The sequence below is a fragment of the Paracholeplasma manati genome, from assembly GCF_025742995.1.
Lineage (GTDB): Bacteria > Bacillota_I > Bacilli_A > Acholeplasmatales > UBA5453 > Paracholeplasma > Paracholeplasma manati.
Genome location: NZ_JAOVQM010000012.1, coordinates 1 through 15087, shown reverse-complemented (window position 1 = coordinate 15087; position 15087 = coordinate 1). Strand labels below are relative to the sequence as shown.

The window sequence follows — 15087 nt, the reverse complement described above, 5'->3', positions numbered from 1 at the left end:
CACATCGACACCTAAACCATTGGTTTCTTTTAAAACCGCCTGAATGACGTCGGTATCTCTTGGGTTGATTACCAAATCTGCGCCAAGTTCTCTGGCGAGATTCATTCTAAATGGGTTGACTTCTATCGCGATGACTTTCTTCGCACCAACCGCTTTCGCCACATTGATGCCCATCAAGCCAATCGGTCCACAACCAACCACAGCGACCGTTTTACATGAGATATCGAAATGCAACATGGTATGAACGGCGTTACCAAGGGGTTCTAAAACCGATAGGAATTTAGGGTCTACCCCACTCTTATCGATGATTAAATTGGACTCTGGCATGCGGATGAATTCGGCGAAACAACCGTCACGGTCAACCCCAATGATTTGGGTATTTTGACAAATATGACCTCTACCTGTACGACAGAATTCACACTGTCCGCACACAATATGTGTTTCCGATGAAACGATGTCATCGACCTTCACACGGTCGACTTTCGGACCAACTTTTACCACTCGACCCGAAAATTCATGACCTACGGTTAAAGGCGGATTCAAGCGGTTCGCTGCCCATGGGTCCCACTCGTAAATATGAACGTCTGTCCCACACAAGGACGCGCTCAAGACTTCGATTAAGACTTCATGGTCGTTCAATGTTTCTGGTACTTCTTTTTCAACAATGGTTAAGCCTTTACTGCGTGATGCTTTGATGATTGCCATCATGGTTGCCATAGTGTTCTCCCAAACGTCTAAGCGTTTAATCGTGCAATTTCATTTTCTAATTCGTCGTATAGTGCCTTAGGCATCTTTTCACCTAAAGAGTGATAATAAGCTTTGAGATCTGCCATCTCTTTCAGCCATGCTTGTTTGTCTACTTCAAATAATTGTTTCAATGTTTCTGGTTTGATAGTTAAACCTTTTGTATCAAATTCAGTTAAGTCTGGCATGATACCGATGGGTGTTTCAACGCCTTTGGCTTTACCATCAGAACGTTCGAAAATCCATTTTAACACCCTAGAGTTATCCCCATATCCTGGCCACATGAAATTACCTTGGTCGTCTTTTCTAAACCAGTTCACATAGTAGAATTTTGGTAAATCTGTGGGTTTGGTATCGTCTTTCATCTCAAACCAATGGGATAGATAATCCGCGACATGATACCCAATGAATGGCAACATCGCGAATGGGTCTCGTCTAACTTTACCAATGTCATTTGATATGGCTGCGGCAGTGATTTCGGAGCCCATCATCGATCCCATGAAGATACCGTGATCGTAACTCAATGATTCTGTCACCAGTGGAATCGTGGTTGCACGTCGTCCACCAACCAAAATCGCGCTGATGGGTACACCAGCTGGATCATCATATTCTTTGGCTAAATTCGGTGCTTGTTCAATACCGACAGTAAATCTTGAATTTGGATGCGCTGCTGGGTTAGTGTCCCCTTTATGCCAAACGTCTTTTTTCCAACTGATGAGGGTATTTGGGGTGTCGCCCATCCCTTCCCACCAAACATCCAAATCTTCTGTTAACGCGACATTGGTGAAAATGGTATTTTGTTCAATGGTTTTCATGGCGTTTGGATTGGTTTGATAGGATGTCCCTTTCGCAACCCCGAAGAACCCTTTTTCCGGGTTGATGGCGTAGAATTTGCCATCTTTCTTTTTAAATATCCAAGCGATGTCATCACCAACAGTCTCTACTGTCCAACCTGGGATGGTTGGTACGAGCATCGCTAAATTGGTTTTCCCACAGGCACTTGGAAATGCCCCTAAAATGAATTTAGAACGACCTTCCGGATTGGTTATTTTGAGGATGAGCATGTGTTCTGCCATCCAATGTTCTTCTTTCGCAATCTTACTTGCAATTCTTAAAGCCAAGCATTTTTTGCCTAATAAGGCATTACCACCATAGCCTGAACCGTAAGACCAAATCAGTCTTTCTTCAGGGAAATGCGCGATGAATTTTTCTTCAATGGGTGCACTAGGCCATGGCAAATCTGGACGGTTTACCAGTGGATAGCCAACCGAATGGACACATGGCACAAACGGTGCACCATCTTCAATCATGCGAAGGATTTTAGACCCCATACGGGTCATCAATCTCATGTTCAAAACCACATAAGGTGAATCGGTCAGTTGAACCCCAATTTGAGCGATTTTTGCGCCAACCGGACCCATGATGAAGGGAATCACATACATTGTTCTACCGACCATACAACCCTCATAGAGTGCTGTCATTTTCTCTTTTAAGGCTTTGGGTTCATACCAATTATTGGTTGGACCACTATCCGATTCATTTAGGGATGCGATAAAGGTTCTGTCCTCGACTCTCGCAACATCACTCGGGTCTGAAAAGAATGCATAGCTATTGGGACGTTTTGTTTCGTTTAATTTCACAGCTTTTTTGTCTTTTACCAATTGGTCTATAATGGTTTGATATTCAATATCAGAGCCATTACACCAATAAATGTCCTTTGGTTGACATAGTTTAGCCATGTCAAAAATCCAGTTGGACAATGTTTCATTTTTGATCATTTCCTACCTCCAAGGTGCTTTTTTATAATTATAGTAAAGCGTTTTCAGTCTCTATGTTTATTATAACACCAAAGACCCCTTTTTCGAAGAAAAAAAAGACATCTTACCGAAGTAAAAATGTCTTTAATGGTTGGTTAATTATTTTTGAATTAATCCAGCGAAATAGCCAAGTGTTCTGATCAATTGGGTTGTGTATGTCATTTCATTGTCATACCAAGCCATGACTTTAACGACTTGTTTTTCACCTGCATTTAAGATTTGAGTGGTGTTCGCATCGAAAATGGATGAACCGGAACCGACGATATCAGCAGATACGATTGGGTCAGCGGTGTAAACTAAAGTTTCGTTAGATGCTGCTAAGAATGCTGCATTGACTTCTTCTACAGTTACTTGTTTCTTAAGTTCAACAGAAAGGTCTACGATAGAACCTGTGATTGTAGGCACACGTAATGCAGTACCGTCTAATTTACCATTTAAGTGTGGCAATACTTTACCTACAGCCTTAGCCGCACCTGTAGTAGATGGGATAATCGAAGCTGCAGCTGCTCTACCACGACGAGTCATATAACCCTTCTTGTGTGGTTGGTCCATCAATGATTGGTCATTGGTATACGCGTGAACAGTAGTCATGAAGCCCCATTCAACACCGAATGCTTTGTCTAAAACTTCGATCATTGGTGCTAAGCAGTTTGTGGTGCAAGATGCGCCAGAGATGATGGTTTCGGAGCCATCCAATACTTTGTGGTTAACGTTGAAAACGATGGTTTTGATGGTCTTTGTGTTTGCAGGTGCAGATAAGACAACTTTCTTAGCACCAGCTTTGATGTGTGCAGACGCTTTTTCTTCATCTAAGAATAAGCCTGTGCATTCTAGAACGACATCGACATTCAATGCGCCCCATGGTAAATTGTTAGGGTCTTTTTCAGCGATGATTTGTGATTTAACACCATCCACAACCAAGAAATTACCTTCAACTTTAACGTCTCCGTTGAATCTACCTTGTGCAGTGTCATACTTTAAAAGGTATGCTAATTCATCTGCGTTAGATAAGTCATTTAATGCAACCACTTCAAATTGTGGATTGTTGTGCATTAAACGGAATGCTAAACGGCCAATACGACCAAATCCATTAATTGCTACTCTAATAGCCATGTTAATAAACCCTCCTTATAGGTTTTTTTCTTTCCAAAGATATTTTATCACTTAATGCCCAAAAAACAAGGCATTTCACATTGTAATTGTATCAAAAATTCATGTAAACGTTTTATCATTCGCCAATAAATGTATCTTTGATACGCACTGCGAAGACATTATTTGGATTCTTTAAAAATTTTGCACTTTTATCCGATATTTTTACACAAATTTCCTTCACATTGGATAGACTTAGATGAAATCTATCGGCTTGAATATCGGTATCGATATTTTTCGGTTTAATGATGAATTCATGTTTTTCAGATAGGACAATCGGATAAGCCATACGGTGTTTGACGGTTTCAAATGGGGCTGCTAAAGTCAATTGAACGGCCTTGATGTCGTGGTCAACAATGGCACCACCCAAAGCGTAATTATAAGCGGTTGAACCCGTAGGTGTGGATATACAAATCCCGTTGCCTCTGGTGTTCATGATTTCGATATCATCGATGTATACTTTCGCTTCTAACATTTTATGGGAACCTGAAACAAAGACTTCATTCATCGCGTAGCCCATGTGATTGCCTGTCTTGTATTGTAAAAGTGAGAAATGGTTGGTTTGATAATCCCCTTTTAACAGGTCTAAAATACAATCCAAATCGTTCGGTAAAAATTCAGTATAGAACCCAATGGTCCCTGTATGGATCGCAACAATCAAGATTTGATCGAGTAAATGATTGTATTTTGAAATGACATTTAACACCGTGCCATCCCCACCAATCGAGAAAACAATCTCGGGTTGGACATCGTCATAAACCCCGTCAATACGGCTTAAGAGCTGTTTACGAAGTTCTAGACTTTCAGCATTGTTCTTATGTAAAATCGCATATCTCATAGTATCATCACCTAGTTATAAATATATCATAGTTCTTGATATTTTAGGCCAAATAGTTCATAATAGTTACAGGTGATAAACATGAAGACGAATGTCGAAATCGAATTTAAAACGCCGTTAACTGAAACACAATACAACGAACTGATCCGTTTGTTTGAATTGGACAACAATATTTTCAAACAAACCAACTACTACTTTGATTCGGAATCCTTGTTTTTCAGAAAACAAAAAACCGTTTTGCGTATTCGTAAAAAGCACAATAATTACTTTAAAGTGACCCTCAAATCCCACAGCGATCAAGGGGCATTTGAACAACATGTGCTTTTAGATGAAGCTCAAGCCTTACAAATGATTGAAGCTGGATTCAATACCAAAGAATACTTTGATATCGACTGTGATGTTAAACTGATTGGATCCTTAGATAATTACCGTGTATCCACCCCATTCAAAGATGGCGAACTATTCTTTGATAAGATTGAATACGCCGGCAAAGTCGATTATGAACTCGAATACGAAGTCGATAATTATGACTTAGGCAAGAAATGTTTTGAGCACTTCTTAGAAACACACAGCATCGAAAATAAACCCGCGATGCGTAAGAGTGAGCGTATTTACCAAACTAAGTAAGATCCTTCGGGGTCTTTTTTTTTCATGAAACCGTTCTATTTAAAAAACCTAACACAAATTTGGTCAAATCGTATATACTAGTAATGGATTTATTAGGAGGCCTATATGCGTATTGAACTAGATGAAAAGTTAGATTTTAGCGATGTATTGATTAGACCAAAACGTTCAACCCTCGCTTCTCGCAAAGAAGTGGATTTGAACCGCACTTACACCTTTAAACATTCTGGCCAAACTTGGACTGGTGTGCCCATCATGGCAGCGAACATGGATGGTGTAGGTACACTCGATATGGCAAGAGCCTTAGGGGAAAGAAATCTTTTTACCTGCTTGGTAAAAAATTATACTCCAACCCAAATCACAGAAGCCTTACCAACGTTAAACCCCGAATATTTCGCGGTTTCCACAGGGACTTCTAAAGAAGACTATTTAAACCTAAAAACTACCATTGAAAATAACCCATCATTAAAATTCATTTGTATCGATGTTGCGAACGGCTACTCAGAAGCGTTTGGCGAATTTGTCTCTAAAGTAAGAAAAGATTATCCAAAACACGTCATCATCGCCGGTAATGTTGTCACTGCTGATATGACTCAAGAATTGATCCTTCGTGGCGTTGATATCGTCAAAGTAGGCATCGGACCTGGGTCTGTTTGTACCACACGCATTCAAACCGGGGTTGGTTACCCACAACTATCGGCCATCATTGAATGCGCAGACGCTGCCCATGGCTTAGGTGCACACATCATCTCGGATGGTGGCTGTACTTGTCCAGGGGATGTTGCGAAAGCCTTTGGTGCAGGGGCAGACTTTGTTATGCTTGGCGGGATGTTTGCGGGACACTTAGAAGGTGGTGGAAAAGTCATCACTGAGTACCACGATACGCATCAAAAAGACATGAAAACCTTTGAACCGATTTATGAAGTAAGAAAATTCGTGGAGTTTTACGGCATGAGTTCTTCAACAGCGATGATCAAACACAAAGGTGAAGTCGCAGACTATCGTAGTTCTGAAGGCAGAACCGTTAAAATTCCATTCAAAGGGAATGTTGATACATCCGTAAAAGACATCTTAGGTGGTATTCGTTCAACCTGTACTTATGTCGGTGCGAAGACCTTAAAAGACTTATCCAAATGCACAACCTTCATTCGTGTTCACAGACAATATAACGATATTTACACTAGACATTAAAATAGAAAACCACAGGTCATCCGCCTGTGGTTTTTTGATGTTTTCACATCTATGAGGGTGTGTGTTCAATCCGATGTGGATTGATTTGAATCGTTGACTTTTCCATAAAAAAAGTCCCCACCATCTGTGTAGACCCTAAAAGTAAAGTTACCACACAAATGCTTTCGAATGGCAACTGGCTGTCTCATAAAGACCCTATAGCTTTGCGTCGCTAGATTGCTCTAGGTTTGCGATTGACATAGTATTGGATGAAGATACCAAACACATTATAAGCGATACTTTTATCGGTGTCAATCTCTTTTGTGTAATCGTTTACACTTAACTTAAAAAATAAAAACGACGTCGTTTTTGACATCGTTAGTAGGATTTTTGTTGTTCTTTTTTGATTTCTTCAAAATAACGCTTGATGGCACTTTGATAGTCACAGGTTTCGCCTGCAGGACAGTCAGCACACATCACGAGTTGTCTTAAGCGTCTTGGAATAAAGACCCTGATTTCTTCATCGTTGTATCCAACTTGCATCTTCTGATCATCTAAAATGATGGGACGTTTTAAAACGCTTGGATTATCGATGATAAAATCTTTGAGTTGGTTCACTGACATCGAATCTACATCGAGATTTTGTTCTTTAAAAATCTTTGAACGGGTAGATATGATGTCTTCAAAACCGTTTTCTGCATTCCTGAGCATTAAATTGATATCATTGGCAGTAATTCTATTCGAGAATAGATTCTTCTCTTCATACGGCAAATGATGTTCCTCTAACCACTTTTTCGCTTTTCGACATGACGAACAACTTGGTGTAGTATAAATTGTAATCATGGTCTTTCCCCTTTCTGGGTATAGGTATTGTCCTATAGCACTTTGTGTTTATTTGATTGCTTAATCATTATATACGAAATATTTCTAATTAGCAATATTCGAAAACGATTTCAAGACATATATCACATAATTTTATGAATTGATGTTTGTATTTGCATATTCTCATTCATTGATGGTTTGTATTATCATCACTTTGTATTATAATATAAACTAATATTGAAAGGAACTTGATATTATGAGCCAATGGGATTTATCCATATTCTATCCTGATTTTGAAGCCTGGCAAAAAGATGTCGACTTATTCGAGTCTAGAATAGATGAATTTAGTGCCTTTAAAGGTAAATTATCGACTTTTGAAGGGTTTAGAGATTACATTCTTTTAGAAGAAGAAATCACACAGTTATTATATAAGGTGTATCCATATGCACACTTAGCCGCCGATTTGAACTTAAGAGATAATGTTTTGGGTTCAAAGTACCAAAGCGTATTATTGAAGTTATCTAAATTGAGCCAAGTGACTTCTTATTTTTCACCAGAAGTCATCGCAGCAGGTTCAGATTTGATTTTGAGTTTTGTTGAAAAGGATGCACGTTTACAACCTTATAAGTTCGTGATCGAAAAGTTGTTCCATCAACAAGAACACGTCTTGTCGGATGACAATGAACGCATTCTAGCGTTCCATTCACCGATTTCTAGTGTCCCAACCTCGATGTACAATGCGTTAGCGGTTGGCGATAGAAGCGATGAAGAAGTGTTATTATCGACCGGTGAAAAGATGAAAATCACTACCGCGAATTACCGTTCGATTTTACCAACCCTAAAGAACCCTGCCGACCGTCAATTGGTCTTTGAAGCTGCATTCAAACGTTATAAAGACAATAAGAATGCTTTCGCAAACCTTTATAATCTAGTCCTTCAAAACTTGGCTGCGTCCTATAAATCTAGGGGCTATTCATCTGCATTAGAAGCGAAGTTGTTTGGTAATAACATCCCGGTATCGGTTTTCATGAACTTGAAAGATGTAGCCTATGAAAATGTTGGACCGATCAAACGTTACATTAAGTTAAGACAAAAATACCTTGGGTTAGACAAGTATCATACCTATGATCGTTTCTTAAAACTCGCTGAAAGTAACACGAAGTATCCATATGCGGATGCGAAAAAAATGTTCTTTGAAGCGCTAGAAGGGTTAGACCCTGAATTTGTGAAGAATGAACAACGTGCTTTAGAAGATGGTTTTGTGGATGTACTCCCTAAAGATGGTAAACGTACCGGGGCTTATTCAAGTGGCTTCTATGGATGGCACCCATTCATTTTACTCAACCACGACGAAACCTTAGATTCTGTGTTTACACTTGCCCATGAAGCAGGTCACAGTGCCCATACGATTTTCTCGAATGAAGCACAACCGATGGCGATCGCAGATTATGTCATCTTCGTGGCTGAAATCGCGTCTACTTTCAACGAACACTTACTTGGTGATTATTTACTATCCAAGGCGACTTCTAAAGAAGATAAAATTGTCTTGTTAGAAAATGAAATCGATGGCATCATGGCCACCTTCTTCCGTCAAACCTTATTCGCTACCTATGAATATGAAGCGAACAAATTGGTTGAAAAAGGCATCCCAATCACTGAAGGTGCTTTATCTAAAATCATGATCGATTTATACAAACACTATTATGATATCGATATTACCGAAGAGAATGGTAAGCAATACGTTTGGGCATATATCCCTCACCTATTCCATACCCCATTCTATGTGTATCAATACGCAACATCCTATAGTGCATCCTTAAAGATTTATGAAAATGTCAAAAAGGGTGTACCAAACGCCATGTCCAATTACATTAAGATGTTAAAAGCAGGTGGTTCTGCTTATCCAGTCGACATCGCGAAGATTGCTGGGGCGGACTTAACCGATAAACAAACTTTCTTAGCCGTCATCAATCGTTTCAATGAATTGATTGACCAATTGGAAGATGTTTTAAAAAGCTAATTATTGAGAACAACGATTTCGGTCGTTGTTTTTTTATTTAAGAAAAAAGAATTCACCATGGGTATGATGAATTCTGCTTGTTTATTTTTCAATGAATTTTGGTTTCATAGGATAAATGCCTGACACAGGGACAGTGAACATAAATCCGATGACTTGTTTTTTGGATTTTTCAACAATCTTTCTCACTTCAGAAACCACTTCTTCGACTTTGTCTGGTTCTGGAATGACAGAGAAAATGGTTTTAGACCCTTTTTGATCGTTATCCAAAGTACGTTGGAAAGGTCCTGTTAACAACATGTTTAAACCTTCTGAATTCATCATAGCGGAAGCCATCCCTTGAGAATCAATGATGGTTGCGCCACGAACTTGAAGGTCTAAGAATTTCGATAAGATTTGTTCTAGGTAAGATAAATCATTTAAGACGATGAATAAGGCTTGCATGCTAATGTCCTCCTGCTGTTTCTAAACCTTCAATGCTCGATACCTCATCCAAACGGTCAAGTCCATTGACTTCCCCTGCTTTGGATATAGAGAATTTCGCGAACACCGGTCCAAAAGTTTCATACACTAAAATCGATAACATGATGATGGTGGAAATGGTTGGGTAATACGGTCTCATCTGTGCTTGAACGATGACGAGTAAGCCTAATGAAACACCACCTTGCGGTAGTAACGCAATCCCTAAATACTTTTTGATGGTCTTTGGTGAATCCACAATATAAGCACCAATCATGATACCTAATATTTTACCACCACCACGGGCGAAAATATACACTAGGCTAATCCAAATGATCAATGAATCTTGTTTTAATACGGCTAAATCTAAACTCGCACCTGCTAGCGTAAAGAACATGACATAAAATGGGGTTGCGAAATCGTTGATGGCGGTGAAACTTCTTTGTGGTTGTTTCGCTAGGTTCGCGATGGTTGATCCGACCATGATGTTCGCGAGTAATTGTGAGAATCCAATCCCATATGGGTGTAAGTAATGGTTTAATAAAGTGATTGAACCAATGATAAATAAAACAGCGATGAGCGCGATGACTTGCATATCATCTCGGTTCTTATCAAATTTATTGGCTGCTTTCGAGATGACTAACCCAACGAATAACCCATAAAATACCGAGCCAAAGACTTCAATGAATGGTTTTGAGAACATCAACCAAGCGGGTTGATTGACCCCTTGTGGCACCAAGATTTGTGCGATCGAAATGAAGAATCCGAACACGACAATGCCGTAGATATCATCGAGCGCTGTGATCGGTAAAATCGCTTTGGTGACTGGACCATAAGCACGATACTGACGGATGACCATGAGGGTTGCAGCAGGTGCTGTCGCGGCTGACATCGATGCGAGGATTAACCCGAAAGCAATGTTGCGGTTGGCGAATGGCAAGTAACTTGAAACAATATCGACAGGTTTTGGTAAAAATAACATGGCTAGGAAAACAACGGTGACTGCGCCAATAACTTCAGTTGTGGTTAAGATGATGACCGAACGGCCCATCTTTTTAATCGCTTTAATCGCGAATTCACTACCAATCGAAAAGGCAATGAATGCCAAAGCAATCTCACCAATAAACTCTAGGCTATTGTTTTCTTCTATCGTTAGAAATCCAGGGTATCCCTTAAAGATTAGACCCATGCTTGGTCCTAATAGTAGACCCAAGACCAAGTACCCCGAAACGTTAGGCAATTTAAATTTACGCGCGATTAGTGCGCCAATGAATCCCACCAATAAAACAATGGAAATCTTAAAAATCAGTGTGTAAACATCCATCTTTTGTCCTCCTTTAAAAACAAAAAAAACGCATAAATAACTTATACGCTTAATCACTCCTATGAGGTTAGCTGACGGATTCAGGACATTAAGTATCCTTAGGTATCTAAATGATGCCATTCACCCCTAGATGGATGGGTCCCCCACTCTGTGGATTCGGAGATATCAACAAGTTGAATTATACTATTTAAAAAAAGATTGTCAATCGATAAATGGTGTAAAGCGATATCATTTGATTAAGTCCCCCTATAAACACGTAAAATCTTTTGACAAACCTATGTTTTTATCATAAAATAGGCATATACGATGACGTAGAATAGTAATTTATCGATGCCTTAAAAAGCGAGAAGGGATAGTGAAAGCCTTCGAAGGATACATAAATGAATGGGCCTACAGAGTATGAGCAGGTCTGCTATATAGACATTCGAGGGCTATGGGTTTCCATAGAACTAAGGTGGTACCGCGACATTGTCGTCCTTAGATGTTATTCTAAGGGCGTTTTATTTTTATAAGGAGGCATTATCATGCGTTTAGTATCAGGCATTCAACCATCAGGCTTAATCACATTAGGCAATTATTTAGGGGCGATTAAACAATTCATCGCTTTACAAGAAGAATTACAGGACACCGAATTCTTTATTTTTATCGCGGACTTACACGCGATTACTGTCCCACAAGACAAAACCCAACTCAGAAAAAACATTCGAAGCTTGGCGGCGTTGTATTTGGCTTGTGGTTTAAACCCTGAAAAGGTGCATCTCTTTGTCCAATCGGAAGTGGTTGAACATTCGATGTTAGGCTACATCATGGAATCCACAGTATATGTCCCTGAACTTGAAAGAATGACCCAATACAAAGATAAGAAACAAAAACAAATGGAAGGCATTCGCTCTAACTTGTTAACCTACCCAGCATTGATGGCTGCCGATATATTATTATATGACGCAGATATCGTACCTGTCGGTGAAGACCAAAAACAACACCTTGAACTCACGAGAAATCTCGCTGAACGTTTCAACAGTCAACATGGCGAAACCTTTGTCGTACCAAAACCATTTACCCCTAAAGTCGGCGGTAAAATCATGAGTTTACAAGAACCAACCAAGAAAATGAGTAAGTCCGATGAGAATCAAAAAGCCATCATTTATATTTTAGATGACATCAACGCGATCAAGAATAAAATCAAATCCGCCGTCACAGATTCTGATACAAAAGTCAAATACGATGTCAAACACAAACCAGGCATTTCAAACTTACTCACCATCTATTCATTGATCAGTGATGTATCGATTTCTGAGTTAGAACACAAATACGCAGAATCCAACTACGCGGTGTTCAAATCCGACTTGGCTGAAGCGCTCGCTTTGTATTTAAAACCGATTCAAGAAAAATACCACGCACTCCTCGCTTCAAAAGAACTAGACGATATCTTAGACCAAGGTAGAGACGCAGCGAGAGCGGTGGCTTACAAAAAGATTCAAAAAGTATATAAACGCATTGGTTTAGGCCGCATTAAATAGAGAAAACAGGGACATCAAAGTTCCCTGTTTTTTTCTGCAATCCTTAATATTTGTTCTAAATAAGTTTTAGATAAGATTGGATATCGATACCCTAATTTTAGTAGTGCTTGATTGGTTATGTCACTCTGAATCGAACGTTTTTTGGGCTGTAATGCTTGATATTTCGACAACGCATCAAAATCATATCGAGATGGGTGAACCACATGCCCAATGAAAAGATTGGTTGACATCACTTTTAAAATTGCTTGTGCAGCGATATCGACTGGGGTAATGTCAAAATCCACACCGAATAAATGAGAATTTTGGTGTTCAATCAAATTGGATAATCCCTTCATAAAAGCATTATCACCAATAAGTTGAGGTTTCATGGTCAGCATGCTTGGGGTTAGATTACCCACGCGAATCACTTTGTATTGTAGATTTGGGATACCGCACAAACCCAATTCTGCTTTGGCTTTAGAGGTTAAGTAAGGGTTGCTGAAGGTCGTTCGAAGTCGTTTTCGATCTTCGTGAAATACACGTTCATATGCACCAATGCCTAGGGTGGAAATATGAACTAAAGGGATTTTTAAGGCACTGGCTTGATACCCTAAAGACAAGACAAAATTCACATTGATTTCATCGAAATCGGATGGATTTCCTTGATATTTGGTATACCCACTCGCATTGATTACCACTTGAACAGTAAGTTCACCTAGTGGTGTATCAAAGGGTAAGATTTTGATACGACTTAAATCTAATGGTCGATTAAAATAATAAGCATAGGTGTGCTCAAGGACCTCTTTTGTAACCCTTAAAGGACAGATGATTTGGCTTTGTGTTTCCTTTATTAATACATCCAATAAATGAATGCCTAGGAATCCATTCGCTCCGTATAAACCAATTGTAGATGTCAAATCAATTTGTGGTGATTGTTTTGGTAATTTTAAGTAGTGGTGCTCTACAGAGCGTTTTCTTGTGTTGTTTAACAATATCTGGATTGGCTTGGACGCCATCTCGCCTAACGATAATTCATACCCATACTGATCTAGAATGGATAGAATTTGAATGACCGATAATGAATCAGCACCATAATTGGCGATGGTATCTTCTAAATAAAACGCATTTTGATTTAAGACAACCGATAACGCATGATGGATGGCTTTTTCTTTTAAACTCATGGGCTTGAATCGCGTTTGTTTGAGTGCTTGTTTGGCTTTCAATTTGCCTTCTTGAGTGATTTGATTGGTCTGGATGATTCGATTGGGTCTTTGATTTGGCGATAAATGATCCGCCACATAGTCCATTAAATGAGACTCATCTATAAGCTGGCTTGTTTTGATAAACGTATGGATCTGATTGTGTTCAAACAGTGAAGTGGCTTGAATGACCGAAGGGTGATTCTGAAGTATTCGATCGATCCAGTTTAAATCAATGCGAACCCCATGGCGTTTAATCATTCGATCTTGACGTCCGATGAAATGTAATCGTCCTTGTTCATCTTGGTAACCCATATCATGGGTTTGATAGTATTCTAGACCTTTGTACCTGATTGTCGATACCGATGGGCTAACACTTAATCCGTGGACATATATCTCACCAATTTCACCCCAGGGTAATACACTTTCATTAAAAATAATCACTTGGGTATTGGGGTGTGCTTGACCGATGGAGATATCATTAAAAGATTGTATTTCAGTCGAGGTAATAGCGATGGTGGTTTCCGTTGGTCCATAGCTATTATAAAGTTTAATGTTAGGATAAGATAGTATTCGTTTCGCTAAGGCAGGGGTGAGCACTTCACCGCCTAAAACCACCCATTTTAACTGTTTAAATAGTTCAGGGTTTTGTTCCAATAAGAGGCCGATCACGGTTGGGGTGGTTGAAATCCCATCGATACCATATGGTTCAAATCGTTCTTTTCTTTCTTTGGGTTGTTTAAACTGTGCTTCCGTCAATAGAACCAAAGTCAATTTATGGGTCAATGCTACCCAAATTTCTTCTAAGCTCATGTCAAAATGCAAAGCACTCATGAGTGGGATACTCGTTAAGGATTGGGCGTTTTGAATATACGGTGTTTGGTCTATATGATTGGATAAAGCTTCATACGTAATCGCGACTTTTTTACGACCCGTGGTTCCCGAGGTAAAATAATAGGCCATTATATTGTTTTTTGGATAATCTATGCATTTGTGTGACTCATTTTCATAGGAGAATGTATGTATATCCAAAGGTTCATCTAGGAAGTCTTTTGTTTCAACGGTACTAAACACGAACGGTTTCCCTGCTTTGATGGCAGCTAACATCATCAGGATGGATTCATAGGATTTACCCCCTGAGATAATGATGATGTCTTTCTCACATCGATTGAGAACGTGACTCAATTGATTGGACTCTACTTCGAGTTTCGCATAGGTCACTTTTTCATGACCGATGATGGCGATATGATTCATCGCTTTCTCTAAATTTTGATAATAGATATCGAGTAATGGTCGTACTTTCTTAGTGACCAAGTTCGGTAGTTCTTCAGGCAATAACATAGAAATTTCAGCCAACACATGGGTTGAAGTCATTTGTTCGAGAAGGTATTCGATACGCTTATATAGCCGTTCAATCATGATGTC

Annotated in this window: 12 protein-coding genes, 2 riboswitches and 1 other annotated feature; of the genes, 4 read left to right on the top strand and 8 right to left on the bottom strand. The window is 39.4% G+C overall.

Going from position 1 to position 15087, the window contains the following annotated elements; genetic code table 11:
• The 4 genes from N7548_RS08530 to N7548_RS08515 all read right to left on the bottom strand — a co-directional run.
• A partial coding sequence (locus tag N7548_RS08530) for an alcohol dehydrogenase catalytic domain-containing protein (protein ID WP_263609054.1) occupies positions 1-717 on the bottom strand: 717 nt, incomplete at its 3' end.
• Positions 718-734: 17 nt separating this feature from the next.
• Positions 735-2522 carry a phosphoenolpyruvate carboxykinase (GTP) gene (locus N7548_RS08525; protein ID WP_263609053.1) on the bottom strand — a complete coding sequence of 596 codons (1788 nt, stop codon included), beginning with the start codon at positions 2520-2522 and terminating at the stop codon, positions 735-737.
• Positions 2523-2660: 138 nt separating this feature from the next.
• Complete coding sequence (gap, locus tag N7548_RS08520) at positions 2661-3674, bottom strand: type I glyceraldehyde-3-phosphate dehydrogenase (protein ID WP_263609052.1); 1014 nt, start codon at positions 3672-3674, stop codon at positions 2661-2663.
• A 115-nt stretch (positions 3675-3789) separates the two neighbouring features.
• Entirely contained in the window at positions 3790-4548 is a 759-nt protein-coding gene (locus N7548_RS08515; protein ID WP_263609051.1) for an NAD(+)/NADH kinase, read from the bottom strand.
• 81 nt (positions 4549-4629) lie between these two features.
• On the opposite strand from N7548_RS08515, the gene N7548_RS08510 reads away from it, so the two are divergent.
• Both N7548_RS08510 and N7548_RS08505 read left to right on the top strand, forming a co-directional pair.
• Complete coding sequence (locus tag N7548_RS08510; protein WP_263609050.1) at positions 4630-5175, top strand: CYTH domain-containing protein; 546 nt, start codon at positions 4630-4632, stop codon at positions 5173-5175.
• A 105-nt stretch (positions 5176-5280) separates the two neighbouring features.
• Complete coding sequence (locus N7548_RS08505) at positions 5281-6363, top strand: GMP reductase (RefSeq protein ID WP_263609049.1); 1083 nt, start codon at positions 5281-5283, stop codon at positions 6361-6363.
• Between the two features lie 167 nt (positions 6364-6530).
• Positions 6531-6605: riboswitch (cyclic di-GMP riboswitch) on the bottom strand.
• A 115-nt stretch (positions 6606-6720) separates the two neighbouring features.
• Here the strand turns inward: N7548_RS08505 and spx are convergent.
• Positions 6721-7185, bottom strand: coding sequence for a transcriptional regulator Spx (gene spx, locus N7548_RS08500; RefSeq protein ID WP_263609048.1), 465 nt, complete (start codon positions 7183-7185; stop codon positions 6721-6723).
• A 235-nt stretch (positions 7186-7420) separates the two neighbouring features.
• Between spx and pepF the strand changes: the two genes are divergently transcribed.
• On the top strand, positions 7421-9184 hold the full coding sequence (gene pepF, locus N7548_RS08495; RefSeq protein WP_263609047.1) for an oligoendopeptidase F: 1764 nt from the start codon (positions 7421-7423) through the stop codon (positions 9182-9184).
• 81 nt (positions 9185-9265) lie between these two features.
• Here pepF and N7548_RS08490 read toward each other — a convergent pair whose 3' ends face one another.
• Both N7548_RS08490 and N7548_RS08485 read right to left on the bottom strand, forming a co-directional pair.
• The gene (locus N7548_RS08490; protein ID WP_263609046.1) at positions 9266-9625 is read right to left on the bottom strand and encodes a P-II family nitrogen regulator; all 360 of its coding nucleotides are present in this window, start codon (positions 9623-9625) and stop codon (positions 9266-9268) included.
• A gap of 1 nt (position 9626) precedes the next feature.
• Positions 9627-10964 (bottom strand): cation:proton antiporter, encoded by a 1338-nt coding sequence (locus N7548_RS08485; RefSeq protein ID WP_263609045.1) that lies wholly within the window; start codon positions 10962-10964, stop codon positions 9627-9629.
• A gap of 41 nt (positions 10965-11005) precedes the next feature.
• A riboswitch (cyclic di-AMP (ydaO/yuaA leader) is annotated at positions 11006-11136 on the bottom strand.
• Between the two features lie 125 nt (positions 11137-11261).
• Positions 11262-11446 (top strand) — a binding site (T-box leader).
• Between the two features lie 39 nt (positions 11447-11485).
• Between N7548_RS08485 and trpS the strand changes: the two genes are divergently transcribed.
• On the top strand, positions 11486-12484 hold the full coding sequence (gene trpS, locus N7548_RS08480) for a tryptophan--tRNA ligase (protein ID WP_373425194.1): 999 nt from the start codon (positions 11486-11488) through the stop codon (positions 12482-12484).
• A gap of 14 nt (positions 12485-12498) precedes the next feature.
• Here trpS and N7548_RS08475 read toward each other — a convergent pair.
• Positions 12499-15087: AMP-binding protein (locus N7548_RS08475; RefSeq protein WP_263609043.1), on the bottom strand; the 2589-nt coding region annotated here is incomplete at its 5' end.

Bases quoted from the DNA above. Each gene is read 5' to 3' on its own strand.
- N7548_RS08485 (WP_263609045.1), bottom strand. From the start codon at position 10,964: ATGGATGTTTACACACTGATTTTTAAGATTTCCATTGTTTTATTGGTG.
- N7548_RS08525 (WP_263609053.1), bottom strand. From the start codon at position 2,522: ATGATCAAAAATGAAACATTGTCCAACTGGATTTTTGACATGGCTAAA.
- N7548_RS08510 (WP_263609050.1), top strand. From the start codon at position 4,630: ATGAAGACGAATGTCGAAATCGAATTTAAAACGCCGTTAACTGAAACA.
- N7548_RS08515 (WP_263609051.1), bottom strand. From the start codon at position 4,548: ATGAGATATGCGATTTTACATAAGAACAATGCTGAAAGTCTAGAACTT.
- spx (WP_263609048.1), bottom strand. From the start codon at position 7,185: ATGATTACAATTTATACTACACCAAGTTGTTCGTCATGTCGAAAAGCG.
- N7548_RS08505 (WP_263609049.1), top strand. From the start codon at position 5,281: ATGCGTATTGAACTAGATGAAAAGTTAGATTTTAGCGATGTATTGATT.
- gap (WP_263609052.1), bottom strand. From the start codon at position 3,674: ATGGCTATTAGAGTAGCAATTAATGGATTTGGTCGTATTGGCCGTTTA.
- N7548_RS08490 (WP_263609046.1), bottom strand. From the start codon at position 9,625: ATGCAAGCCTTATTCATCGTCTTAAATGATTTATCTTACCTAGAACAA.
- pepF (WP_263609047.1), top strand. From the start codon at position 7,421: ATGAGCCAATGGGATTTATCCATATTCTATCCTGATTTTGAAGCCTGG.